16 protein-coding genes are annotated in these 25,369 nt (G+C 70.4%); 9 read left to right on the top strand and 7 right to left on the bottom strand.

Going from position 1 to position 25,369, the window contains the following annotated elements; all coding sequences use genetic code 11:
• Positions 1–11 precede the first annotated feature (11 nt).
• From ACYVDG_RS04800 to ACYVDG_RS04770, 7 genes are all read left to right on the top strand, one after another.
• Positions 12–833: a transporter substrate-binding domain-containing protein gene (locus ACYVDG_RS04800; protein WP_460747064.1), complete on the top strand. Its 822-nt coding sequence runs from the start codon at positions 12–14 to the stop codon at positions 831–833.
• Entirely contained in the window at positions 830–1,582 is a 753-nt protein-coding gene (locus tag ACYVDG_RS04795) for a 5-formyltetrahydrofolate cyclo-ligase (RefSeq protein WP_460747132.1), read from the top strand. Before ACYVDG_RS04800 ends, ACYVDG_RS04795 begins: the two co-directional genes overlap by 4 nt.
• A 277-nt stretch (positions 1,583–1,859) precedes the next feature.
• Entirely contained in the window at positions 1,860–7,382 is a 5,523-nt protein-coding gene (locus tag ACYVDG_RS04790) for an ATP-binding protein (protein ID WP_460747063.1), read from the top strand.
• 117 nt (positions 7,383–7,499) lie between these two features.
• The gene (locus ACYVDG_RS04785; RefSeq protein WP_460747062.1) at positions 7,500–8,285 is read left to right on the top strand and encodes a metallophosphoesterase family protein; all 786 of its coding nucleotides are present in this window, start codon (positions 7,500–7,502) and stop codon (positions 8,283–8,285) included.
• A 284-nt stretch (positions 8,286–8,569) separates the two neighbouring features.
• Positions 8,570–10,012: a rifampin monooxygenase gene (gene rox, locus ACYVDG_RS04780; protein ID WP_460747061.1), complete on the top strand. Its 1,443-nt coding sequence runs from the start codon at positions 8,570–8,572 to the stop codon at positions 10,010–10,012.
• A gap of 88 nt (positions 10,013–10,100) precedes the next feature.
• The gene (locus tag ACYVDG_RS04775; protein ID WP_460747060.1) at positions 10,101–11,618 is read left to right on the top strand and encodes an aldehyde dehydrogenase family protein; all 1,518 of its coding nucleotides are present in this window, start codon (positions 10,101–10,103) and stop codon (positions 11,616–11,618) included.
• Complete coding sequence (locus ACYVDG_RS04770) at positions 11,615–12,451, top strand: SDR family NAD(P)-dependent oxidoreductase (RefSeq protein WP_460747059.1); 837 nt, start codon at positions 11,615–11,617, stop codon at positions 12,449–12,451. The genes ACYVDG_RS04775 and ACYVDG_RS04770 overlap by 4 nt, the downstream gene beginning before the upstream one ends.
• A 59-nt stretch (positions 12,452–12,510) precedes the next feature.
• Here the strand turns inward: ACYVDG_RS04770 and ACYVDG_RS04765 are convergent, their stop codons facing one another.
• From ACYVDG_RS04765 to ACYVDG_RS04745, 5 genes are read right to left on the bottom strand one after another with little or no spacing between them, the layout of a single operon-like run.
• Positions 12,511–13,944, bottom strand: a complete 1,434-nt coding sequence (locus tag ACYVDG_RS04765) for an amidase (protein WP_460747058.1) — start codon at positions 13,942–13,944, stop codon at positions 12,511–12,513.
• A 56-nt stretch (positions 13,945–14,000) separates the two neighbouring features.
• Positions 14,001–15,719, bottom strand: coding sequence for a dipeptide ABC transporter ATP-binding protein (locus tag ACYVDG_RS04760; protein WP_460747056.1), 1,719 nt, complete (start codon positions 15,717–15,719; stop codon positions 14,001–14,003).
• Complete coding sequence (locus ACYVDG_RS04755) at positions 15,716–16,609, bottom strand: ABC transporter permease (RefSeq protein WP_460747055.1); 894 nt, start codon at positions 16,607–16,609, stop codon at positions 15,716–15,718. The genes ACYVDG_RS04760 and ACYVDG_RS04755 overlap by 4 nt, the downstream gene beginning before the upstream one ends.
• 4 nt (positions 16,610–16,613) lie before the next feature.
• Positions 16,614–17,561, bottom strand: coding sequence for an ABC transporter permease (locus ACYVDG_RS04750; RefSeq protein WP_460747054.1), 948 nt, complete (start codon positions 17,559–17,561; stop codon positions 16,614–16,616).
• Positions 17,558–19,108 (bottom strand): ABC transporter substrate-binding protein, encoded by a 1,551-nt coding sequence (locus ACYVDG_RS04745; protein WP_460747052.1) that lies wholly within the window; start codon positions 19,106–19,108, stop codon positions 17,558–17,560. The genes ACYVDG_RS04750 and ACYVDG_RS04745 overlap by 4 nt, the downstream gene beginning before the upstream one ends.
• Before the next feature lie 170 nt (positions 19,109–19,278).
• Here ACYVDG_RS04745 and ACYVDG_RS04740 point away from each other — a divergent pair, with 170 nt between their 5' ends.
• Positions 19,279–20,082: a FadR/GntR family transcriptional regulator gene (locus ACYVDG_RS04740; RefSeq protein WP_460747050.1), complete on the top strand. Its 804-nt coding sequence runs from the start codon at positions 19,279–19,281 to the stop codon at positions 20,080–20,082.
• An 877-nt stretch (positions 20,083–20,959) separates the two neighbouring features.
• Positions 20,960–22,387, top strand: coding sequence for an HNH endonuclease signature motif containing protein (locus tag ACYVDG_RS04735; protein ID WP_460747049.1), 1,428 nt, complete (start codon positions 20,960–20,962; stop codon positions 22,385–22,387).
• Between the two features lie 685 nt (positions 22,388–23,072).
• Here the strand turns inward: ACYVDG_RS04735 and ACYVDG_RS04730 are convergent.
• A complete protein-coding gene (locus ACYVDG_RS04730) occupies positions 23,073–23,687 on the bottom strand; it encodes an NADPH-dependent FMN reductase (RefSeq protein ID WP_460747048.1) in 615 nt (204 codons plus the stop codon).
• On the bottom strand, positions 23,684–25,279 hold the full coding sequence (locus ACYVDG_RS04725) for an MFS transporter (protein ID WP_460747047.1): 1,596 nt from the start codon (positions 25,277–25,279) through the stop codon (positions 23,684–23,686). Before ACYVDG_RS04725 ends, ACYVDG_RS04730 begins: the two co-directional genes overlap by 4 nt.
• Between the last annotated feature and the right edge of the window lie 90 nt (positions 25,280–25,369).

Raw genomic sequence — 25,369 nt, 5'->3', positions numbered from 1 at the left:
TTGGAGGTCCCGTGAAGGCACGCACCACCGCCCTCGCCGCCCTGTCGGCCACCCTTCTCGTCGCGGGCTGTGCCGGCGCCGACGAGGGGGAGGAGCCCGGAGACGCCGTCCAGGGAGAGAGCGCACTCGACGACGTCCTCGACAGCGGCACACTCCGTGTGTGCACGACCGGCGACTACCAGCCCTTCACCTACCTGGACCCGGAAGACGACGAGTTCACCGGTATCGACGTCGACCTGGCACGTGACCTGGCCGAAGACATGGATGTGGAGATCGAGTGGGTCCAGACCAGCTGGGACGACCTGATGGAGGACTTCCTCGCGGACTGCGACATCGCGGTGGGCGGTATCTCGATCAGCACCGAACGCGCCCAGCAGGTCTACTTCTCCGCGCCGACCATGGAGGACGGGAAGACGCCGATCACCCTGTGCGAGAACGTCGACGACTACCGGACCATCGAGCAGATCAACCAGCCGGGCGTGCGCTCCATCATGCCCAGCGGGGGGACCAACGAGGTCTTCGCGGAGGAGCACTACCCCGAGGGTGAACTCATTCGCCACGACAACAACACCATCTTCGACGAGATCGTTGCAGGCAACGCCGACGTCATGACCACCGACGCCTCGGAGACACTGTGGGTCGCCAACGAGTACGAGGAGCTCTGCGCGGTCAACCCCGACGAGCCCTTCGACTACTTCGAGAACGGCTACATGCTGCCCCGCGGCGATGACGTCCTGAAGCACTACGTCGACCAGTGGTTGAACATCGCCCTCAACGACGGGACCCGCGACGAGATCGCGGAGCCGTGGTTCGGTGAGGACGTGGACTTCTGACCCGCCCCAGGACCACAACCCCCAAGGACCGGCTCAGGCACCGGGTCTGGGATCTGCTCGACACACACGGTGCGGGCAGGTCCGGGCCGGTACACGGCGAGATCCCGGACTTCCACGGGGCGGACCGGGCCGCCGCGCAGATGGCCGAACACCCGCGCTGGGCCGCGGCCCGGGTGGTCACTGCCAACCCGGACCGGGCCCAGTCCGAGGTCCGCCTCCTCTCCCTGCGAGGTGGGAAGACCGTGTACACGGCGGTGCCCAGGATCGCCGCCCCCGAGCCCTTCTACGAGATCGACCCCGCCGTCCTCACCACGGACCCCGAGGTCCTCGCCACGGGCCGGGGCGCCGCGCAGCACGCGCCCCGTACCCCGATCGAACGGATGCGGCCGGTCGACGCCGTCGTCTGCGGCAGTGTGGCCGTCAACCGTCAAGGCGTGCGCATCGGCAAGGGCGCCGGGTACAGCGACATCGAGATGGCCCTGCTCGCCCAAGCCGGGCTGATCGACGAGCGCACGCTCATCGTCACCACCGTGCACGCACTCCAGGTGGTCGACGAGGCCATCCCCGAGGCGGCGTACGACGTGAGCGTGGACCTGATCGTCACCCCCGAGGAAACCATCGAGTGTCCTCCCCGACGGCGCCCTGCGGGGATCGCTTGGCAGGAGCTGGGGGAGGAGAAGATCGCGGCCATCCCCGTCCTCCGGAACCTCCAGCGTGCTCTCTGGGACAGTGAGCACGGCACACGGTGAGTCCGCTCCCACGGTCGCCGGGTACCGGATGTGGCAGGCCACCCTGAACGGTGGCCGCTGAACGGGCCGATTGTGGCAAACCTCGCCCTGAAGGGTGACGGGCCGGGTTGGGGCGGGGTGCCTTTTGTGGAGATCCCACAAAGCGGCGGCGCTGGTGTGAGCAATTCAGGACATTGGTGTTCCAGGGGGTCATCGACCAGGCTGGAGAGTAGGTGCAGGCGGCGCTCCGGGACGCGGACGCCGCCTGCTGTGCGTCAATACGTGGGGAGCTCAGTCGGTGTTCAGTCGTGTCGCCATCGTCAACCGTGGTGAGGCCGCTATGCGGCTCATCCACGCCGTCCGGGACCTGTCCGCGGAAACCGGGACGCACATCGAGACGGTCGCCCTCTTCACCGACGCCGACCGCGACGCGACCTTCGTCCGCGAGGCCGACATCACCTACCCGCTGGGTCCGGCCTCGGCCCGCCCCTACCTGGACCTCGCCGTTTTGGAGCAGGCCCTGGTGGAGACCAAGGCCGATGCCGCCTGGGTCGGCTGGGGCTTCGTCGCCGAGGACCCGGCCTTCGCCGACCTGTGCGAGAAGATCGGCGTCACCTTCGTCGGCCCGAGCGGCGAGGCCATGCGCAAGCTCGGCGACAAGATCGGCGCGAAGCTGATCGCCGAGGAGGTCGGTGTCCCGGTCGCACCGTGGAGCCGCGGTGAGGTCTCCAACCTCGAGGACGCTCTGCGCGCCGGGGACGAGATCGGCTATCCACTGATGCTCAAGGCCACCGCCGGCGGCGGCGGGCGCGGGATCCGCATGGTCGCCTCGGGCGAAGACCTGGCCGAAGCCTACGAGCGCACCAGCCAGGAGGCGCTGCGCGCCTTCGGCTCCGGCGTGGTCTTCCTGGAGCGCCTCGTCACCGGCGCCCGCCACGTCGAGGTGCAGGTCATCGCGGACGGCCAGGGCACCGCGTGGGCCCTGGGCGTGCGCGACTGCTCGGTGCAGCGCCGCAACCAGAAGATCATCGAGGAATCCGCCTCCCCGCTCCTCGACTCCGAACAGACCGACGAGCTCAAGGCCTCCGCCGAGCGGCTCGCCGTGGCCGTCGGCTACCGGGGCGCCTGCACCGTCGAGTTCCTCTACCACCCCGGCGAGAAGCTCTTCGCCTTCCTCGAGGTCAACACCCGGCTCCAGGTCGAGCACCCCATCACCGAGGCCACCACCGGCACCGACCTGGTCCGGCTCCAGCTGCACGTGGCCGGCGGGGGCAAGCTGGACGGTTTCCAGCCCGCCGAGGTCGGCCACGCCGTCGAGGCCCGGCTCAACGCCGAGGACCCCGACCGCGACTTCGCACCCGCCCCGGGACGTATCGCGCGACTGCGGCTGCCCGTCGGTCCCGGTATCCGCGTGGACACCGGTGTCCGTGAGGGTGACAGCATCCCGGCCGACTTCGACTCGATGATCGCCAAGGTCATCGCCTACGGCCGCGACCGCGACCAGGCCCTGGCCCGGCTGCGCCGCGCGATGGCCGAGACCACGGTGATCATCGAGGGCGGGGCCACCAACAAGGGCTTCGTGCTCGACCTCCTCGACCAGCCCGAGGTGATCGGCGCCAGTGCCGACACCGGCTGGATCGACCGGGTGCGCGCCGAAGGCCGCCTGGTCAACGACCGGCACTCCGCGATCGCCCTGGCCACCGCCGCCATCGAGGCCTACGAGGACGAGGAGGAGGTGAGCCGCCAGCAGCTGCTCTCCACCGCGCGCGGCGGCCGTCCCCAGGTACGCCACGACCCGGGCCGTCCGCTGGACCTCAAACTCCGCGGTGTCGGCTACCGGGTGCACGTGGCCCGCGTGGGGCAGCGCGGCTTCCGGATCGGCATCTCCGGCGGCGGTGACGTGCACCCGGCCGACGTCGAGGTGGAGCGCTTCGACGAGCACACCGGCCGGATCGTGGTCAACGGGCGCCGGTTCCGGCTGGTCTCGGCCACGCACGGGCCGATCCACCTGGTCGAGGTCGACGGCGTCACCCACCGGATCAGCCGTGATGAGGGCGGCGTCGTCCGTTCCCCCGCTCCCGCGCTGGTGGTCGCCACGCCGCTGTCGGTCGGCGACGAGGTCGAGGCGGGCGCCCCGGTCCTGGTGCTGGAGAGCATGAAGATGGAGACGGTGCTGCGCGCGCCGTTCCGCGCCCGGATCCGTGAGTGCCCGGTGTCGGTGGGCGGCCAGGTCGAGACCGGCGCGCCCCTGATGCGACTGGAGCCGCTCAGCGACGACGACAGCGAGGAGTCGGAGGCCGACGCTCAGACCGTCGAGATCGAGCTCCCGTCCGAGCCCGCGGCGGCCTCCGCGGCCGAGCGTGCCGAACGCGGCTTGCGTGACCTGCGCGGTCTACTGCTGGGCTTCGACGCGTACGACAGTGACCGTGTGCTGTCGGACTACCTCTCCGCCCGCCTCGAGATGGGCGGACAGCCGCTCGAGGGTGAGCTGGACCTGCTCACCGTGTTCGCCGACCTGTCCGAGCTGAGCGGCAACCGGCCCGGCGGCCCGATCGAGGCCGAGCCGGACAGCCCGGTGCACAGCTCCCGCGAGTACTTCCACAGCTACCTCCAGAGCCTCGACGTCGAGCGCGCCGGCGTCACCGAGGACTTCCAGGCCAAACTCACGCGGGTCCTCGCGCACTACGGGGTGACCGACCTCGACCGCACGCCGGAGCTGGAGGACGCGGTCTTCCGGATCTTCCTGGCCCAGCAGCGGTCGGGGACCTACGTCGCGATCGTGTCGGCGCTGCTGCGCGAGTGGCTGTCCGGCGCGCCGCCGGTCGAGTCGCTCAGCGAGCGCGTCGGGCTCAGCCTCGAGCACCTGGTCGAGGCCACGCAGGTGCGCTTCCCCGCGGTGTCCGACCTGGCCCGCGGCGTGGTGTTCCGCTGGTTCACCCAGCCGCTGCTGCGCCGCAACCGCGCCAAGGTCTACGCGGCGGTCCGCGACGACCTGCGCTACCTGGACCGCGAACCCGACGCCCCGGACCGCGCCGAGCGGATCCAGGCCATGGTGGGCAGCTCCGAGCCGCTGGTCCGGCTGATCGGCCAGCGGATCGGTCGGCCCGGCCGCGACCACGCGCCGCTCCTGGAGGTCCTCACCCGCCGCTACTACGGCAACCGCGGGCTCTCCGAGGTCACCGAGCGGGAGACGGCGGGCTGCCCGCTGGTCACCGCCCAGTACACCGGCCCGGAGGGGGTGACCCCAGTGGTCACCACCGCCGTCGACATCGCCGCCCTGCCCGACGCCATCGGTGCCGTCGGCGCCTACGCCGCCGAAACGGTCGCGTCCGACGGGCGCTCCGAGAACGGGACCGCCGAGGGCGCCGACGCCCCCGGGGTGGTCGCCGACCTCTACGTGACGTGGGACGGCCAGCCGGACGCCGAAGCCATGGCGGTGCGGCTCAACGAGATCCTGAACGAGAACCCGATGCCGGCGTCCGTGCGCCGGGTGACCGCCACCGTGGCCGGGACCAGCGGCGCGGTGATGCACCACCACTTCACCTTCCGCCAAGGCGAGGACGGGCTCACCGAGGACCTGCTGATCCGCGGCCTGCACCCGCAGATCGCGCAGCGCCTGCAGCTGGAGCGCCTGCGGGAGTTCGACCTCACCCGGCTGCCGTCCGCGGACGAGGAGATCTACCTGTTCAAGGCCGTGGCGCGCAGCAACCCGTCCGACGAGCGACTGTTCGCGATGGGCCAGGTCCGCGACCTGACGGCGCTGCGTGATGCCGATGGCCGACTGGTCGCGCTGCCCGCCGTGGAGGACACGTTCGCCGGGTGCCTGGACGCCATCCGCAACATCCAGGCGCAGCGGCCGCAGCGCAAGCGGTTCGACACCAACCGCATCCTGATGTACGTCTGGCCGTCCACCGAGCTGTCCCTCGACGAACTCGACGGGCTCGTCCAGCGCATCCTGCCGACCACCGAGGGCGCTGGGCTGGAGGAGGCCCAGTTCGTGGCCCGCCAGCGCACCGAGTCGGGCGAGCTGACCGAGCTCGCCGTGAGCATCACCCTCGACCCGGGCAACGGCGCGAGCGTGCACGTCGACAAGCCGTCGACCGAGCCGGTGCTGCCGCTGGACGACTACCGGCAGAAGGTGCTGCGCGCGGCACGCCGCGGGACCGTGTACCCGTACGAGCTGACGAACATGCTCACCGGACCGGACGGCTCCTTCACCGAGTACGACCTCGACGACCAGGGTGTGCTCGCGCCCGTGGACCGGCCCAAGGGCCGCAACTCCGCGGCCATCGTCGCCGGTGTGGTCACCACACCCACCGAACGGCACCCCGAGGGCGTCACCCGCGTGGTGCTGCTCGGCGACCCCACCAAGGCGCTCGGAGCGCTGTCGGAGCCGGAGTGCGCCCGGGTGATCGCCGCACTCGACCTGGCCGACCGGATGCGGGTGCCGCTGGAATGGTTCGCGCTCTCGGCCGGCGCGCGGATCTCGATGACCTCGGGCACCGAGAACATGGACTGGGTCGCGGCCGCCCTCAAGCGGATCGTCGAGTTCACCCAGGACGGCGGCGAGATCAACATCGTGGTCGCCGGGATCAACGTCGGCGCCCAGCCCTACTGGAACGCCGAAGCGACGATGCTCATGCACACCAAGGGCATCCTGGTGATGACACCGGACTCGGCCATGGTGCTCACCGGCAAGCAGTCGCTCGACTTCTCCGGTGGCGTGTCCGCCGAGGACAACTTCGGCATCGGCGGCTATGACCGGGTGATGGGCCCCAACGGCCAGGCACAGTACTGGGCGCCGAACCTCCAGTCCGCCCGGGACGTGCTGATGTCGCACTACGACCACACCTACGTCCTGCCGGGCGAGGAGGCGCCGCGCAAGGCCGGCACGAGCGACCCGGACCACCGGGACGTGACCACCTACCCGCACGAGGTCGAGGGCAGCGACTTCAGCACCGTGGGCGAGATCTTCTCAGCGGAGCACAACCCGGACCGCAAGAAGCCCTTCGACATCCGCACGGTGATGCGTGCCCTGTCCGATCAGGACCACCCGGTGCTGGAGCGTTGGGCGGGCATGGCCGACGCCGACACCTCGGCTGTGCAGGACGCGCACATCGGGGGCTGGCCGGTCTGCCTGATCGGCATCGAGTCCAGGGCCGTGCAGCGCAAGGGTTTCCCGCCCACCGACGGTCCGGACGCCTACACCGCGGGCACGCTGTTCCCGCGCTCGTCCAAGAAGACCGCGCGGGCGATCAACGCGGCTTCGGGCAACCGCCCGCTGGTCGTGCTGGCCAACCTGTCCGGCTTCGACGGCTCGCCCGAGTCCATGCGCAACCTCCAGCTGGAGTTCGGCGCGGAGATCGGCCGGTCGATCGTCAACTTCGACGGCCCGATCATCTTCTGCGTCATCTCCCGCTACCACGGCGGCGCGTTCGTAGTGTTCTCCAAGGCGCTCAACCCGAACATGACGGTCCTGGCGCTGGAGGGCTCCTTCGCCTCCGTCCTCGGCGGTGCCCCCGCTGCTGCGGTGGTGTTCTCCGGTGAGGTGAACAAGCGCACCGCCACCGACCCCAGGATCGTGGAGCTGCAGGCCCGGGTGTCGGAGACCAGCGGTGCCGAGCGCGCCGAGCTCAACGCCGAGCTCAGCGAGATCCAGGCCTCGGTCCGTGCCGAGAAGCTCGGCGAGGTCGCCGCCGAGTTCGACGGGGTACACAGCATCCAGCGCGCGGTCGAGGTGGGCTCTGTGGACGCCATCATCAGCGCCGCTGAGATGCGCCCGAAGATCATCGAGGCCATCAGCAAGGGCACGAAGAACTGACCCGCACCGGTGTACGGTCGGTCCCTTCGGGGCCGACCGTACACGCGTGTCCGGGGTCGCTCTGCTCGCGGAAGAAGCCCCTTCCCAACCGCCCCGCGGTGCTGAAGACTCGCCCCCATGAGCTCTCTCGCGCAGCCCCGGACCGGACCGTTCGACTCCGTTGCCGTGCTCTCCGACGTCCACGGTGTCCTGCCGGTCCTGGACGCGGTTCTCGCCGAACCCGACGTGCGCGGCGCCGACCTGGTGGTCTTCACCGGCGACCACGCCGCGGGACCGCAGCCGGTCGCGGTACTGGACCGCTTCCGCGAACTGGGGGACCGTGCCGTCCTGGTGCGCGGCAACGCCGACCGGGAGCTGGTGGCGCTGGCTCGGGGCGGCTCCACGGAGATCCCCGACCCCATCGCCCCTTGGGCCGCCGGGCAGCTGGCCCCACCCGACGTGGAACTGCTCGACCACCTGCCGCACCCGGTGGAACTCGACGTGCGCGGATTCGGCCCGGTGGTCTTCTGCCACGGCCCCCCGCGCGACGACGAGGAGGTCGTGCTGGTGGACTCGTCGCTGGAGCGCTGGGCCGAGGTCCTGGCGGACCTCGATGACCGGGTGCGCACCGTGGTCATGGGCCACACCCACATGCCGTTCGTCCGGTTGGTGGACCGGCGGGTGTGCCTGAACCCGGGCAGTGTCGGCATGCCCTACGGGCGAGCCGGGGGCTCCTGGGCTCTCCTGAGGGACGGTCAGGTGGAGCTGCGGCACACCCGGGTGGATCTCGACGCGGCGGTCGAGGCAGTCGCGGCCGGCAGCGCCTACGCCGACGCCCGCACCTGGGCCGACACCTATGTGCGCGCCAAGCCCAGTGACGCCGAGGCCCTGCGCCGCATGGGTCCCATGGACGGCCGCAGCTGAGCAGTACCAGACCGGGCAGACCGTCCACTCCGGAATGGCCGCGACCGTGGGGCCCGAGCGGAACGGAAAGGGGAATTCGCCCGTTACGGGCGGCTGAGGGGCGGAAAAATTCTTCTTGCCTCTCTTAATCTATAGCGCACCCCGGGACTTGCGGCAAGACCCCGGTCGTGCCACAGAATTGTCCACCGTGAGCGGGAGTACGGGCAGCGTGCACACGGAATGTGCGGCGCCGGAACGGGTGCGGCGGCTGGCTCGGATTCCCTTTTCCTTCCACGGGGGCATTCATGATCGACGTGATCGTGGTCGGCGGCGGGCCGACCGGTCTGATGCTGGCGAGCGAATTGCGGCTGCACGGCGTACAAGCGCTCGTGCTGGAGAGGGAGCACGAACCGACCAAGGTGGTCCGCTCGCTCGGGCTGCACGCGCGCAGTGTCGAGGTCATGGACCAGCGCGGGCTGCTGGAACGGTTCCTCGACCTGGGCAAGCAGTACCCGCTGGGTGGCTTCTTCGCCGGGATCAGCAAACCGGCGCCGGAGCGTCTGGACACCGCTCACCCCTACGTCCTCGGCATCCCGCAGACCACCACCGACCGCCTGCTGTACGAGCACGCCACAGCACTGGGTGCCGGGGTCCGGCGCGGCAGCGTCCTGGCCGGGTTGGACCAGGACGGGGACGGGGTGACCGCCGACCTGGCCGACGGCACGCGACTGCGCTCGCGCTACCTCGTCGGCTGTGACGGCGGGCGCAGCACGGTCCGCAAGCTGCTCGGCATCGGTTTCCCCGGGGAGCCCTCCAGAACGGAGACGCTGCTGGGCGAGGTCGAGCTGACCGCGTCACCGGAGACGCTCGCCGCCGTCACGGCCGAAGTCCGCAAGACCCACCTGCGGTTCGGCGCCATGCCCTTGGGGGACGGGCTGTACCGAGTCGTCGCACCCGCCGAGGGCGTGGCCGAGGACCGCACGGCCGCGCCTACCCTGGACGAACTGAAGCGGCAGCTGCGCGAGGTCTCCGGTACCGATTTCGGCGTGCACTCGCCGCGCTGGCTCTCCCGCTTCGGCGACGCCACCCGGCTGGCCGACCGCTACCGGTCCGGCCGCGTGCTGCTGGCCGGCGACGCGGCGCACATCCATCCGCCGGCCGGCGGTCAGGGGCTCAACCTGGGCCTCCAGGACGCGTTCAACCTGGGGTGGAAGCTGGCCGCCGAGGTCAACGGCTGGGCGCCGGAACACCTGTTGGACAGCTACCAGGAGGAGCGGCGCCCGGTGGCCTCCGACGTCCTGGAGAACACCCGGGCGCAGACCGAGCTGATGTCACCCGAACCGGGTCCCCAGGCAGCCCGCCGACTGGTGTCGGAACTGATGGACTTCGAGGAGGTGAACCGGTACCTGACCGAGAAGATCATCGCGATCGGGGTCCGCTACGACTTCGGTGCGGGGTGTGGAGGCGCGGGGCACGAACTGCTGGGGAAGCGGATGCGCGACATCGGTCTGAAGCGGGGCCGCCTCTACGCCCTCATGCACGGCGGTCGCGGACTCCTCCTCGACCAGACCGGTCGGCTTTCGGTGGCGGGCTGGGAAGACCGGGTCGACCACGTCGTCGACAACAGCGAGGAGCTGGACGCGCCCGCCGTGCTGCTGCGGCCGGATGGCCACGTGGCTTGGGGCGGGGCCGACCAGCGGGATCTCCAAGCCCACCTGGCGCAGTGGTTCGGTGCCCCGGCCATGTGACGGAACCCGGCGGTCGGCTCGTGTGACTGGTCTGACAAGTTGTACGATGTGACGCAGGCTACAAGGGCTGACCAGAGGAGTGTCTTTCATGCCGGTACGCCGCATGCCCGCGAGGGTGGACGCGGAACTGCCGACCGGGCTTCCCGTCGGACCGGGGTGGCAGGACCCCGCCGGAACGGCGCCGGTCGTGGACGCCTGGACCGGGAAGCACCTGCGCGACGTGCCGGAGGGCACCCCGGTCCTCGCCGCCGAGGCGATGGCACACGCCGAAGAGCTCCGAGCCGCCGCCCGGCGCACCACCTCCGCCACCCGGAAGCGCCTCGTCCGCAGCTGCGCGGACGCGCTGAGCGAGCGGCGCGCCGAGCTGGAGGACCTGCTCGTCCTGGAGACCGGGAAACCGCGCCGCGACTGCCGCGTGGAGGTCGAGCGCACCCTGAGCTGCTGGGAGGCCTCAGCCGAGGAGGTCGGCCGGAACGAGGGAGAGCTCGTGCCCGTCGACCTGCAGAGCGGCGGCGAGGACATGCTCGCCTGGTACAAGCGCCGACCCTTGGGGACGGTCGTCGCCATCGCGGGCTTCAACTATCCGCTCCTGCTGGCCAGCCACAAGGTCGCCCCGGCACTCGCCGTCGGCACCCCAGCGGTGCTGAAACCGGCCCCGGCCACCGCGCTCTCGGCACTGTGGCTCACCGCCGTCGTGCGGGAGGCGCTCCGGACGGAGGGCTTGGACGAGGGCCTCCTCCAGTGCCTCACCGGCGGCCCCGAGGTCGGCCGCGCCCTCGTCGAGGACGAGCGCGCGGCGATCGTGTCCTTCACCGGTTCGGCCGAGGTCGGACACCGGATCGCGCGCTCCGCCGCGCCCCGGAGGACCGTCCTCGAACTCGGGTCGAACGCGGCACTGATCGTGTCGGGGTCGGCGGACGTGGAGGAGGCCGTCGCCGCCGTCACCAGGGGCGCGTTCTACGCCAACGGCCAAGCCTGCATCTCCGTCCAGCGTGTGCTGGTCCTGGACGGGGTCGATCCGGGTTTCGAACGCAAACTCGTCGACGCGCTCGACGGCGTCGTGGTCGGGGACCCGTGGGAGATGACCACCGACGTGGCCGCGCTGATCGACGAGCGGGCGGCGGCGAGGGTGCGCAAGAGCGTCGAGGACGCTCGCGAACGCGGCGCCCGGGTGCTGGGCGAGGCCCCGGTGCCGGAGGGCGGCGTCTCCGCCGGCACGGAGCGGGCCCTGATCAGCCCGCAGTTGCTGGCGGACGTGCCCGAGGACGACCCGCTGTGGCGCGAGGAGATCTTCGCCCCGGTGGCGTGTGTGCGCCGGGTACGGGACCTCGACGAGGCCGTGCGCCTGGTCAACGACTCCCGGTACGGGCTCCAGGCCGCGATCTACACCGCGGACCTCGCCGAGGCGCACCGGGCCATCGACGAACTGGAGGTCGGGGGAGTGGTGGTCAACCAGATCCCCGGGTTCCGCTCGGACGTCATGCCCTACGGGGGCGTGAAGGACTCGGGTGTGGGCCGCGAGGGGCCGCGCTGGGCGATGGAGGAGTACACCGTGACACGGATGGCTCTCGTACGGATCCCGCAGAGAAAGGGTGAGCGTTCATGACCGGGACGGACTACCGCCGCATGTTCCGGCTGGACGGCCGGACCGCGGTCGTCATCGGCGCCGGTTCGGGCATAGGCCGCGAGACGGCCCAGGGGCTGGCCGCGGCCGGGGCGCGCGTGGTCTGCGCCGACCGCGACGTGCGGGCGGCGGAGGGCACCGCGCGGCTGTGCCGCGAGCAGCAGCGTCCGGACAGTCAGCACCAGGACGACGCGCTTCCGGGCCCCGGCGGCGACTCTGTACGGGCCGCGGAGCTCGACGTGACCGACGCGTCCGCCGTCGCCGGAGCCCCGGAACGGTTCGGGCACCCGGAGATCCTGGTCCACACCGCGGCCATGAACGTGCGCCGCCGCATCCTCGACTACACGCCGGAGGAGTTCGACGCCGTCGTGGGGCTGAACCTCGCGGCCACGTTCTCGGTGCTGCGGGCGTTCGGAGCCTCCATGACGCGGCACGGCAGGGGGTCGATGGTCTTCCTGTCCTCGATCCGCGCGCGGGTGGTCGAGCCCGGCCAGGGTGTCTACGGAGCGACGAAGGCGGGGCTGGAATCGCTGGTGCGCTCGGCCGCCAGCGAGTTCTCAGCGCAGGGGGTGCGGGTCAACGCCGTTGCACCCGGGGTCGTGACGACACCGCTGACCCAGCAGGTGCGGGACGATCCGGACTGGTACCGCAGGTACGCCGAGCAGTCCGCGATGGGCCGCTGGGCCGAGCCGGGGGAGATGGTCGGAGCTGCGGTGTACCTGTCCTCCCCGGCCGCGAGCTACGTCACCGGCACGGTGCTGGCCGTGGACGGCGGTTGGACGGCGGTCGACGGAGCCGCGGCCCCCACTCCCTGAAGCGACACAATCTCCTGAGGGGCACAACCCCTGAGGGGGCACGGCCCCCCGGGGGTGAGTCACCGCGGTCCGGTTGAGACCCGGGCGCACCCCCGCCAGTCCGGCACGGCCGGTTCCGGGCGCTGGCGTTCCCACCACGCCATCAGGCGCAGGAGACGTGCGTCGGTGCCGACCGGACCGGCGAACTGCAGGCCGATCCACTTCCCGTCGGCGTCCCGGCCCGCGTTGACGGTCCCCGCGGGCTGGCCGGACATGTTGTACGGGAGTGTGTAGGAGATGTGCGCCATGGGCTCGCCGGGCTCCGGGTGCGGCATCGGCTGCTCCGCGGGGAAGGCTGTCTGCGGCGTGACCGGTGAGAGCACCAGGTCCAGCCCCCGGGTGGCGCCTCGGGCCTTCGCGCCCAGCTCCGCCAGCGCCTCGTAGTCGTCCAGCGTCGTGACGCCGTCCACGTCGCGGCCGCCGAGACACCAGGCCAGGATGTACTCCAGGACGTACCCGTCCCGCAGGTGGGCGGGCAGCTTCCTGAGGGTGTTCAGTGCGCGGACCCGCCAGAACCGGTCGACGCGGACCAGGAGCTGTTCGGTGGTGATCGGATCCACCTCCACGATGTCGGCACCGGCGGCGGCGAAGCGTTCCGCCGCGTCGAGGCAGGCAGCGCGTACGGCGGGGGCCAACGGCAGGCCGGGACCCCCGTCCACCTGGAGGCCCACACGCATCCCCTCGGGGGATGACTCCCCGGGGGAGAAGTCCGCCGGTGGGAAGGGGTGCGTGGACACGTCGCGATCGTCCCACCGCGCCGCGGCGCGCATGAGGGGGAAGAGGTCGGCGACGCGGCGCGCCATCGGCCCCGCGGCCCGGCCGACGTAGGGGCTGTTCAGCGGGATGAGACCGGCGGAGGGCTTCAGCGTGGCCAGGGCGTTCCAGGTGCCGGGCAGGCGGATCGACCCGCCGATGTCGGTGCCCACGTGGACCGGCCCGTGGGCGGCGGCCGCGGCGACGGCGGCGCCGGACGACGAACCGCCGGTGGTCAGCGAGGGGTCCCACGCGCTCCGAGTGATGCCGTGACGGGAACTGACGCCGGAGGAGAGCATGCCCCAGTCCGGCATGACCGTGGAGCCGACGATGACCGCCCCCGCCTCGCGGAGGCGGCTGACGACGGTCGAGTCCTCCGCGGGCGTCGGCGGGTCGGGCAGCGCCGTCCCGGACGGCATGGTCACCCCGACCCGCCCGAGGTTCTCCTTGACCGTGACGGGCACGCCGTCCAGCGGCCCCAGCGGCCGTCCCTCGGCGTGGCGCACGTCCGACCCCTCGGCCGCGCGCAGGGCCTCCTCGGCGGTGACCGCGTGGTAGGCGTTGAGCGGAGTATCCCGCGCGATCCTCTCCAGCACCGCGTGCGCGGTGCGGCTCGGTGTGGTCGCTCCGGAGGCGAAGGCCGCGCGGAGCTCGTCCACGGAGGCATCGGCCCAGGAAGCCGATGGCGTCGGTTCGCTCATTACTCTCCTCGGGACTGCGCTGGACGGTGGGTTGAACGGTGGTCGGTGCGGCCCTGCTACTCCTGCTCCCGTTGACCCTCCTGTGCCCGCTTCCCGGCGAGAACGCGGTCGAGGGTCGGGGTCGCTTCGAGCAGGGTCCGGGTGTAGGCCTCCTGCGGGTCGGCGTAGATCCGCGCCGCTGTTCCGGTCTCGACGATCTCACCGTGGCGCATCACCACGACCCGGTCGCAGAGGTGCCGGACGACGGCCAGGTCGTGCGAGACCATCAGCAGGGTCAGCCCGCGTTCGTCCACGAGCCTGTTCAGGAGGTCGAGCACCTGTTCCTGGACGCTCACGTCGAGCGCGCTCACCGGCTCGTCGGCGACCAGGACGTCCGGGTCGGTGATGAGCGCCCGCGCGATGGAGATCCGCTGCCGCTGTCCACCGGAGAACTGGTGGGGGTAGCGTTCGGCGGCGGAGGCGGGGATCCCCACGGACTCCAGCGACCGTGCCACCTTCTCGTGCCGTTGCGGCTTGGGGGCCGCGTTCCGGTGCCCGAGGAGCGGTTCCTCGACGATCTCCCGCACCGTCATGCGCGGATCGAGCGAACCCATGGGGTCCTGGAAGACCGTCTGCAGCCGTTCGCGGAGCCGGCGCATGGAGCGCTTCGAGGACGTGGCGACGTCGATGCCGCCGACCGACACCGTCCCGGAGGTCGGGCGGTCGAGGCCGGCCAGGATCTTCAGCAGGGTGGTCTTGCCCGAACCGGACTCGCCGACGATACCGAGCCGGTCGCCCGTGCGGACCTCCAAGTCGAAGTTGCGCAGGGCGTGCACCGTCCGGCGCTGTGACCTGAAGGTGCGGTGGAGGTCCCGCGCCCGGATCAGCGGTTGGTCGGAGGACTCGGCCGGTGCGTTCGCGGCTGTGTCCGACGCGTTCTCCGCGCTCTCCGCGCTCTCCGCGTTCGCCGCATCCGCCGGTGCGAGCCGGGAGGCGCTGAGCAGGCGCTTGGTGTACGCGTGCCGCGGCTCGGTGAGCACGTCCATGACGGGGCCGGACTCCACGATGCGGCCGTGCTGCATGACGAGTACCCGGTCGCAGGTGTCGGCGACGACGGCCAGGTCGTGCGAGACGAACAGCAGGCTGGTGCCGCGGTCCCGGACCGCTTCGTCCAGGAGGTCGAGGACCTGGCGCTGGACGGTCACGTCCAGGGCGGTGGTGGGTTCGTCGCAGATGAGCAGGTCCGGGTCGTTGGCGAAGGCCATGGCCAGCATGACGCGCTGCCGCTGTCCGCCTGAGAGCTGGTGGGGGTAGGCCCGCAGGAGGCTCTCGGGCTCCGGGAGGCGCACCGATGCGAGCAACTCGGCCACTCGGGCGCGCACCGCGCGGCGGTTCGGCAGCGTCCGGTGCTGTGCCAGCACTTCGCCGACCTGCTTTCCCACCCGCATCAGCGGGTTCAGGGCGGTCATGGGCTCCTGGAAGACCATCGAGACCCGCCGCCCGCGCAGCGCGCACAGCTCCCGCTCGGGCGCGCTGAGCAGGTCGTCGGAGGCGTCGCGCAGCGCTACCGTGCCGCCGTGCCGCAGCTCGTCGGGAAGCAACCCCATGAGGGACAAGGCGGTGAGCGACTTCCCGGAGCCGGACTCGCCGATGAGCCCCACCCGCTCACCGGCGAGGATGGTCAGGTCCAGGGGATGGACCAGCCGGTCGGTATCGGTGTCGACCCGTAGCCCCGTGACCGTCACCAGAGCGTCGTCGCGGACGGCCTCGGTGCCGTGCTCGGCCGTGGTGGTCATCGCCGTCCTCTCATCTTGGGGTCGAGCACATCGCGGAGCCCGTCACCCAGCAGGTTGAATCCCAGTACCGCCAGCGCGATGGCCAGGCCGGGCCAGACGGTCAGATGCGGTGCGACCGCCAGGTAGTCCTGGGCGCCCTGGAGCATGCGCCCCCACGAGGGTTCGGGCGGCGGTGTGCCGAGGCCCAGGAAGCTCAGCGCGGCCTCGGCGAGGATCGCCAGGGCGAAGGTGACCGAGGCCTGGATCACCACGAGGTCGAAGATATTGGGCAGGACGTGCCGCCGGGCGATGCGCGCCTCGGGTTGCGAGGCCCCGCGCGCGGCCAGGATGAAGTCCGAGGACATCACCTGGAGGGTTCCCGCCCGGGCGACACGGGCGAAGCCCGGCCCCGCCGCGAGCCCGATGGCGACCATCGCCGACAGTGTGCTCGCCCCCATGACCGCGCTGGCCATGATGGCCAGGAGCAGGGCCGGGAAGGCCAGCATCATGTCGGCGCCGCGCATGATCAGCTCTTCGATCCAACCGCGCCGCATCGCGGCCAGGATGCCCAACGGGGTACCGATGAGCGCCGCGATCGCGACGGCCACGCAGCCCACCATGAGCGTGACCTGCGCTCCCGCCATGAGGATCGAGAGGACGTCGCGGCCGTACCGGTCGGTGCCGAGCGGATGCTGCCCCGTCGACCCGCTGAGCCGGTTCTCCGGGTCCGCCTGCAGCGGGTCGAAGGGTGTCCAGAACAGGGAGACGAGCGCGACCAGCACGATGCCCGCCACGATGACCAGACCGACCTTGCCGGTCGCCGGCAGCCCGCGGATCAGCCTGAGGCGCCCGCCGGACGGGCGTTCCGTATCCGTGGGGGCGCCGACGGTTTCCGGGTCCGTTCCACTCATGTCCTCACCTCCGGACCGCGGTGCGCGGATCGAGCAACAGGTACAGCAGGTCCACCGTGAAGTTGACGGTCAGGGTGATCAGTGCCAGGAGCATGACGATGGACTGCACCGTGAGCAGGTCGCGGGTCGCCACAGCTTCCAACAGCTCCGAGCCGATACCGGGGATCACGAAGACCTGCTCGATGACGACGGCCCCGATGACCAGTGTCGTCAGCTGGATGCCGCTGACCGTCAGAACCGGGAGTGCGGCGTTGCGCAGACCGTGCCGCCGCAGCGCCTGGAACCGGGAGAGCCCCTTCGCCCGCGCCGTGCGCATCCAGTCCTCGCCCATGACCTCCAACATGGCCGTGCGGACGTAGCGGGTCATGATGGCCGCCTGGACGGCCGCCAGGGCCACGACCGGCAGGACCAGGTGCAGGACGAACTGCGCGGGGTCGTAGGCCGGGGGCATCCAGCTGTTGGCGGGGAACCACCCCAACCCCAGGGAGAAGACCACCACCAGCAGCATGCCGACGAGGAAGTTCGGTACGGCGATACCGAACTGGGTGCCCGCGCTGATCGCGATGCCGTCGGCGCGCCGGTGCCGAGCCGCGGCCCAGGCGCCCAGGGGGACGGCGACCACCAGGGCCAGGGCCATCGCGCAGACCACGAGGATCAGGCTGACGCTCAGCCGGTCCAGCACGATGGGGCTGATGTCCTCCCCGGTGATGAACGAGACCCCGAAGTCGCCCAACGGGATGCCCGAGATCCAGTCCCAGTACTGCACGACCAGCGGACGGTCGAGGCCGAACTCGGCGCGGGTCTGCTCCAGAGCCTCCTCCGTCGCACCGGTGCCCAGCGCCACCTCGGCGGGGTCCCCGGGGAGGACCCGCATGAAGGCGAACACCAGCACAGAGGTGGCGAAGAGGGTGAGGACGAAGCGCAGGGCCCGTCCGCCGACTGCCCTGATCACGAGCCCTCCCCTTTCACGGCCCCGGCGAGGAGGAGTTCGTCGGTGGGGCGGCTGGCCGGGAGGCCTTGCAGCCTGCGGCGGCGCACGACGATGTTCGGGAAGATGAACAGGGTGTCGGAGGCGGCCTGGTCGACGATGCGCTCTACGGCGGCTCGCATCAGCTCGGTCTGTTCCTCCGGCGGTTCGCGGTCCGCCCGGGCGAGCAGGTCACGCGTCCGCTCGTCGTCGAATCCGAGGTAGTAGTCGGGGTCGCCGAAGAGCACGGGCAGGTCGCGCGCCTCCGCGTGGTCGATGACGCTCATCTGGTAGTCGTGGCGGCCGAAGACCTCGTCGAGCCACAGCGCGGGGAACTCGACGGCCTCGATGGTGGCGGTGATACCGACCTCGCGCAGCAGGGAGACGACGATCTCGCTGATCTGCTGGGCGTAGGGGCGGGTGGGGACCTTGAAGGTGATGTGCAGGTCCTCCTGCCCGGCCTCGCGCAGCAGTTCCCTGGCCTTGCTCGGATCGTGGGGATAGCGGGACGACTCGACGTACCAGGGGTCGGTCGGCGGGGCGGGGGCGCCGCCGGTGTCGTCGCCGAAGCCGCCCCAAGCGGTGTCGATGATCGCCTGGCGGTCCATCGCGTACATGACCGCCCGCCGGACGCGCAGGTCGTCGAAGGGGGCGACGCGGTTGTTCATCGACAGCAGGATCTGGCCGCTGGTGGCGCCGGTCTCTGTGACGAGGTCGTCGTCCTCCTCCAGGACGGCGGTCAGCTCCGGGGACTGCATGTCGTAGACGGCGTCGACGTCACCGGCCTGCAGGGCATTTGTGCTCGCGGTCGTGTCGGTGAAGTACTGGATCGTCACCGCGCTGGACGCGGGTGGTTCGCCCCAGTAGTCCGGATTCGCGACGAACCCGAGGGATTGGCCCCGCGCCCATCGGTCCACGGTGAACGGGCCCGTCCCGACCGGATCGGTCGCCAGGTCGTCGACCCCGTCCTCGGTCATCATCGCGCCGATCAGGGTGCCCATGAACCACAGCCACTGGTTGCTGGGCTCGGTGAGTTCGACCCTGAGGACGTGGGTGTCCTCGGCGGTCGCCGACGCGACCACGTCCATGGCGGCGGAGAGCCCGTTGGTCCAGGCCTCGGACTTGACGCGTTCGATGCTGAACACCGCGCTCTCGGCGTCGAACCGCGCCCCGTTCGTGAAGGTCACCCCGGTGCGGAGCGTGAAGGTGTACACGAGGCGGTCGTCGGAGACGGTCCAGTCCTCGGCGAGGAGCGGGTCGAGCCCGCCCGAATCGTTGATCCGGACCAGGCCCTCGTAGATGTTGCCCATGAGGACCAGGGGGATGGCGACCCCGTCGGTGCGGGTGAAGTCGAGGCTGGTGGGTGCGCCGGTCAGCGCGAGCACCACCGCGCCCTCGGCGCTCTCCGCGGGGTCGGCGATGGCGGTGTGTCCGGCCCGGCAGGAGGTCAGCAGCAAGGGGAGCCCGAGACCCGCGAGCAGGAGGCCGCGCCGGGACACCTGGGTCGGCGGGGTGTTGTGTGGTTCCGGCATGGCCCCTCTCGCACGGTCGTCGTCCGCTTGGCGCATAGTGTGTGGTCCATCTAACAACCGGTGGATCTCTGGACGCAAGACTGGTCCGACCAGTTGTTCCCAGCGATCTACCTGGCACCATGATGGAGTACGTACGGGTCGGTGCCCCCAAGCCGGCAGTGGAGGAGAGTATGGCGTCGAGCATCCAGTTCAGTCCTGCCGTCGGCGTCAGAACCTTCGAACGCATCGTCGACCAGGTGGAGAGCGCGCTCCTGAGCGGCCGCCTGGTCCCCGGTGACCACCTGCCGAGCGAGCGCATGCTCATGGACCAGTTCGACGTGAGCCGCTCCACCGTGCGGGAGGCCCTACGGGTCCTGGAGTCGCGCGGCCTCCTCGAACTGCGGCCGGGCGGGCGGTCCGGACCCCGGATTCTGCGCCCGACGGCGAAGCTGCTGGAACGCGACCTCACCCAGATGGTGCGACTGGGAGGCAGCGGCTTCGGAGACCTCCTCCAAATGCGGATGGGGCTCGAGGGGACGGCCTGCGCGATCGCCGCCCAGCGCGCCACCGACGAGGACGTCACCGCCCTCAGGGAGAGGCTCGCGGACATGGAGCGCGCCGCCGAGGACGGGGGAGAGAGCTTCGCCCGCGCCGACGCGGCGCTGCACCAGCGCATCTGGAGCATCACGGGCAACCAGCTGCTCATCACCACTGGTCAGGCCATCAGCGAGTCGATCGTCCGGTTGATCGCCGCCGACCTCCTGGAGGAGGACGCTGCCGACAGTGGGGTCGGCACTGACGACGGGGGAGACACCGACGGGGGAGACACCGACGGCGCGTGGGATTCGCTGCGCAGGGACCGGATGCTGGTCGACCTGATCGAGTACGGTGACGCGGCCGCGGCGGGGTCTTGGATCCGGAGGAGCCTGTCGGAGCGCTTCGCCCGACACCTCAGCCCCGAGGAAGCCCGCGTCCTGGAATCCCTGGTTTCGTGAGGGGCGGCCGTGCCCTCGAAAGACCGTCCACGGCGAGGGCCAGTCCGCGGTCAGGTAGTGAGCCCAGCCGCGGTCAGGCGGTCAGCCTGTCAGCCTGTCAGCCGGTCGAGCGCGGCTTCGCTCACGCGCTTCCACGCGCTTGCACGCGGGTTTGCCACCGGTAAGGCCCACAATTGCCCGGAACGGCCGTGAATTCCCCCGGGTTGGTTGGAGACTCGCACGTTGTGCTCTGGGGATTGCTGCTGGTTTGGGTTCCCAGTTTGGCTAGGGGTGCCCTCCTTTCCCGCCGCGCGATTGTGGCCGTCTCCGCTACGCGCGTCAAGGTCGTCGCCATCGAGCGCTTCGCGCGTCAACGGCGCTCCACCTTGACACGCTCCGCTCCGACGGCAGGTTGGCGGCTATCGGAAAGAGGGGCCGGGTGGTCGAGGTCCGAGCCATTCCGGGCTTCGCCCGAAAAACTCATTCTGTCGGCCTGGCGGCCGATGCCTGCCACTCCGCCGGAGCGTTGACGCCTGGCGGTGTCGCGGCTGTTCACTGTGCTCTGCGAACCCCGAGCAGCGCGGCCTGGCGGCCGATTCCTGCCCCTGCGCCGGAGCGTCGACGGGTCGGGGGTCGCGGCTGGTCAATGCGCGCGGCGAAAACCCCGATGATCTTGCCCCTGTCTCCACCCTCGGCCGTCGAGAGTGGAACCAGGGGCAAGATCATTCCCATTATGGTGTGCATATGTCCGCTTTGCCCGAGAATGCGCACAGGGGGTCGAGCCCCTTTTCTGGGGCTTCTCTTTGGGGAAAGAGAAAGGCAGGCTAGGGTGGTCGGGTAAGGGTTTTATCACCCCCGGGATAGGTCATTTTCGGGGCGTTGTTGATATCCTTAGGGCATGGCTTCTTCTTTCGGGCAGTGCGGGAACACGGCGGGCAATACTCCCGCCGTGGCCGCCATGGGTGCTGCCCGGGGAAAGATCGCCTCCGAAATGGGTGAGGTGCCTCCGGCGGGTGCGGCCGGTGAGGTCCTGGACGTGATCTCGCAGGTGTGCGAGGACATGGAACAGGCCCAGCTTGCGATGCTGCTGCGCCTGGCCCAGCTGGAAGCGGCCGGGACCCTGTTGGAGGCGGGTGGGCAGAGGTCGGTGCAGAACTGGCTCATCCACTCGGTGGGCATGGTCCCCGTTGAGGCCAACGGGCGCGCCGAGCTGGCCCGCCGCCTGTTCGCCCAGGAACTGCCCGCCACCCGCCAAGGCCTGGACTCCGGGTTGTTGTCGATCGGTGAGGCGGTGGCGGTGTGCCGGGCCGCTGAGAGGGCGGTGGGGGCGCGCAACACCGGTCACTACCCGGACGCGGGCATCTTCCGGCAGATGATGGAGGCCGGGATCGTGGCTTCCAAGGCCAAGGAGCCGGCGATGTCGACCTCCCACATCGCCCGGCTGGGCCGGGAGCTGCTGGCCCAGTACAACCCCGCGGTGGTGGAAGAGCAGTACCAGGCTGCCTTCGACGCCCGTGGTGCGCGCCTGGTGCGCACCTTTGATGCGTCCTTCCTGTTCGAGCTCTGGGGTCCGGGTGAGCACGCCGAGGAGATCCAGCGTGAGCTCAAGGCCCACGAGGTGGAGTATGACCCCGAGAGGCTGCACGTGTCGGCTTCGGAGCGGATGTATGACGCGTTCATGAACCTGGTCCGGTCCGCCCAGAACCCCACCGACCCCAGCGAGAGCGCTGAGGGCGCCGAGGCCGGTACCGGGGAGGGCAAGGGCGGCAAGGGCGGTAACAAGGGTCGGAAGCGTGCTGCGGTGGCGATGATCAACATCATGGTGCCCCTGCCCACCTTCCTCGGCCTCCAGGGTGAGGGTGCGGGTCCGGCGAAGACCCAGGACGGGCAGGTGGTCTCCATGGCCGCCATCCGTGCCCTGGCCCCCAACAGTGTGCTGCGTCGGATGATCACCTCCCCGAAGGGGGAGACGGTGTTGGACGTGGGCCGTACCCAGCGCAACGCCACGGGCGCTCTGCGGGACGCGGGGATGTTCGGTCACACCACCTGCGCCTGGTACCAGGGGTGCAACACCCCGGCCAGCGACTCAGAGGCCGACCACAAGAGGAGCTTCTCCGCTGGCGGGTCCACGAGCGCGGACAATATCCAGCCACTCTGCTCAGACCACAACCGGCTCAAGTACCGCCGGGAGACCAACCCCGACCAGTCCACCTGGCAGGGCCGCCCCTCCCACCGCAACCGGGGAAGTAACAACAAGGGTAAGGACTCGGACGGGGACCCTGACCCAGCCCAGACCCCTGCCCAAAAGCAACCTCACCCCCGCTAGTGCTTCCAACCGGAGGGTTCCCCGCCCCACCACAGGGCGCGCCCCGGTGCTGCGCGCTGCCCACAGTGACCGGCCGTGACACCCTTAACCGGTGTGCTCCGGCGCAGGGGACCACCCGGCCGCAGGCCGCGCTGTTCGGGGCTCGGCTTTCGCAGCTCAGATTGACCGGCCGTGACACCCGACCCGTCATCGCTCCGGTGGAGTGGCAGGTATCGGCCGCTAGGCCGACCGGGGTTGCCCGGCCGGAGGCCGGGACCGCTCGGACCTCAACCATGCGTCCCCCTTTCCCAATAGACGCCAACCTGCCGTCGTAGCGGAGCGGGTCAAGGTGGAGCGCCGTTGATGCGCGAAGCGCTCGATGGCGTCGACCTTGAGGCGCGTAGCGGAGACGGCCACAATCGGGCGGCGGGAAAGGAGGACACCCCAACCCGGAAGGCAAACCCCCGTCACAACAGGGAAATTCGGAAATCCGGAAATCCAAGAACACAGAAATCAGGGCTGTAGGAACCCAGGAACCCAGGAACCCCAGGAATTAATTCAACCTCAGTGCACTCACATGCTTGATGAGGCGGCAGACGCACAGGACGCCGAGGCCGTCCCCGAACGTCCCCGAACGCCCTCGGCGCCTCGCGTTTCCTCATTTCCTCGTCAGATCCCCTGATCAGACTTCGTGTCAGATTTAGTATCAGACTTCGTAGGGATGGTCCTCGCGGGCGGTGTGCAGGGCGCGGGCCCACCAGGTGAGGCGGTCCAGGAATTCCTTGGCCGCCCCCAGGGTGGCCTCGCGGCGGATGGGCTGTCCCTCGGCGTCGAAGCACTCCCAGAACTGCGCGAAGCTCAGCGCCTCGCGGATGGTGGTCGCGTGCACCTCGTTGAACACCTGGCGGAGCTGTTCGATGGCGGGGATACCGCCGCCGATGCCCCCGTAGGAGACGAAGCCGACCGGCTTGGCCGCCCACTCCTCGAAGAACCAGTCGATGGCGTTCTTCAAAGTCCCCGGGTAGCCCCGGTTGTAGACGGGAGTGACGACGATGAACGCGTCCGCCGCGGCCAGGCGCGTGGAGAGTTCTCGGACGTTGGCGACGCCCGGGTCGTCCTCGGTGGTGGGCCGTTCCTCGTGGCGGGCGGCGATCACGTCCGGTAGTTGGGCCTCTTGGAGGTCGATGACGTCCACGGTCAGATCCTCGCGCCTACGAGCCTGCTCGGCGATCCAGTGGGCGGGGACGGGGCCGAAACGGCGGTCGCGGGTGCTGCCGATGATGACCGCGACCTGGAACTTCTTGGTCTGCTGCGGGTTCATGCCTTCTCCTTGAGGGTGTTGTTCTCGTTGATCTCGTTGTTTCCGATGGTCTTGGCGGGTCGGAGGAAGAGCCCTGTGACGGCGGCGAGTACCAGGAGCAGGGCGACGCCCGTGTAACCGACCACGGTGATACCGGTCATGAAGGCCTCCCGTGCCTGGAAAATGAGCGCGTCGGCGGTCTCGGCGGGCAGGTTCTGGGCGGTGGCGACCGCGCTGGGGAGGCTGTCCCGGGCGGCGTCCGCGGCCTCGGGTGGCACGCCTGAGGGAAGGGGTCCGGCCATCACGTGGCGGTAGACCGCGCTGACGACGGTGCCGAGGGTGGCGATGCCCATGGCCACCCCGAGCTCGGAGCTGGTCTCGGACATCGACGACACCGAACCGCTCTTCTCCTTGGGAGAGGACGAGATGACCAGGTCGATCACCAGGACCATCAACGGGGCCAGGCCGACGGCCAGGACCATCGAGCCGGTGACGATCAGCGCCAGCGGCGAGTCGGCCGAGACCAGGGCGAGGACCGCGAAGCCGGTCGCGGAGAGTGCCAGCCCCAGGGACACGGTGTTGGGAGTGCCGAGCCGCGCCCCGATAGCCGGTGTGGACATCGACGCGATCACGCTGGCGGCGGCGAAGGGCACCATCCACAGTCCCGATTGGAGCGGGGTGAGACCGTGGATGAGCTGGAGGTACTGCGCGAACAGGAACACGAAGGCGCCCATGCTCAGCGCGCCGAGCATCATGCTGGCCAGGCCCACGGAGAAGGGCCGGTTCCGGAACAGGCTCAGGTCCACGAGCGGACTGGCCAGCCTCCGCTGCCTGCGGATGAACCACCACCCGAACAGCACACCCGCCACCAGGGTCGTGACGGTCGGCCACCCCCAGCCGCTGCTAGCAGCCTCCTTGGCCGCGTACACAAGCGGCAGGATCGCGGCCAGCGACAGCAGCACGCTGGTCAGGTCGAGACGGCCGGGCTCGGGGTCGCGGTACTCGGGCAGCAGGAGCGGTCCGGCGATCAGCAGCAACAGCATGATCGGGACACCCATGAGGAAGACCGACCCCCACCAGAACCACTCGAGTAGCGCACCCCCGGCCAGCGGGCCGATCGCCGCCCCGCTGGAGAAGGCGGCACCCCAGACGGCGATCGCCAGGGCGCGCTGCCGGGGCACGTGGAACATGTTCCGGATCAGCGACAGGGTCGAGGGCATCAGGGCGGCGCCGGAGATACCGAGCAGGGCCCGGGTGACGATGAGCATCTCCGGGCTGGTGGAGTACGCAGCGGCCACGGAGGCGACCCCGAAGGCCGCGGCGCCGGTCAGGAGGAGTTTGCGGCGGCCGATCCGGTCGCCGAGGGTGCCCATGGTGATGAGGAACCCGGCGATCATGAAGCCGTAGATGTCGAGGATCCACAGTTGTTGGGCGCCGGTCGGGGCGAGGTCCGCGGCCAGGTGCGGCAGGGCCAGGTGCAGGGCGGTGAGGTCGATCGCGAGCAGGAGGACCGGGAGTGTGAGGACGGCGAGCCCGGTCCACTCGCGGGCCCCGGCCGACCGTGTCGGGGTTCTGGCCGTTCCGGACGGGTGGGTGGGTGTGTGGGGAGGCATGTCTGCCCCTTTCCTGGTGTCGTTGCGAACTGACCGCACTCTCGCCCGGAGGGGTTTCGGAAAGGCCCCGGCCCGGGGCGCCCGTCGAAA

Source organism: Nocardiopsis oceani, assembly GCF_054777395.1.
Note: the sequence above shows the minus strand (reverse complement) of the source record. Positions and strands in the feature narration are given on the sequence as shown.

What these genes read in the sequence shown, in the direction of transcription:
- ACYVDG_RS04785 (WP_460747062.1), top strand. Translation starts at nt 7,500, where the DNA reads ATGAGCTCTCTCGCGCAGCCCCGGACCGGACCGTTCGACTCCGTTGCC.
- rox (WP_460747061.1), top strand. Translation starts at nt 8,570, where the DNA reads ATGATCGACGTGATCGTGGTCGGCGGCGGGCCGACCGGTCTGATGCTG.
- ACYVDG_RS04775 (WP_460747060.1), top strand. Translation starts at nt 10,101, where the DNA reads ATGCCGGTACGCCGCATGCCCGCGAGGGTGGACGCGGAACTGCCGACC.
- ACYVDG_RS04770 (WP_460747059.1), top strand. Translation starts at nt 11,615, where the DNA reads ATGACCGGGACGGACTACCGCCGCATGTTCCGGCTGGACGGCCGGACC.
- ACYVDG_RS04765 (WP_460747058.1), bottom strand. Translation starts at nt 13,944, where the DNA reads ATGAGCGAACCGACGCCATCGGCTTCCTGGGCCGATGCCTCCGTGGAC.
- ACYVDG_RS04760 (WP_460747056.1), bottom strand. Translation starts at nt 15,719, where the DNA reads ATGACCACCACGGCCGAGCACGGCACCGAGGCCGTCCGCGACGACGCT.
- ACYVDG_RS04755 (WP_460747055.1), bottom strand. Translation starts at nt 16,609, where the DNA reads ATGAGTGGAACGGACCCGGAAACCGTCGGCGCCCCCACGGATACGGAA.
- ACYVDG_RS04745 (WP_460747052.1), bottom strand. Translation starts at nt 19,108, where the DNA reads ATGCCGGAACCACACAACACCCCGCCGACCCAGGTGTCCCGGCGCGGC.
- ACYVDG_RS04740 (WP_460747050.1), top strand. Translation starts at nt 19,279, where the DNA reads ATGGCGTCGAGCATCCAGTTCAGTCCTGCCGTCGGCGTCAGAACCTTC.
- ACYVDG_RS04735 (WP_460747049.1), top strand. Translation starts at nt 20,960, where the DNA reads ATGGCTTCTTCTTTCGGGCAGTGCGGGAACACGGCGGGCAATACTCCC.
- ACYVDG_RS04730 (WP_460747048.1), bottom strand. Translation starts at nt 23,687, where the DNA reads ATGAACCCGCAGCAGACCAAGAAGTTCCAGGTCGCGGTCATCATCGGC.
- ACYVDG_RS04725 (WP_460747047.1), bottom strand. Translation starts at nt 25,279, where the DNA reads ATGCCTCCCCACACACCCACCCACCCGTCCGGAACGGCCAGAACCCCG.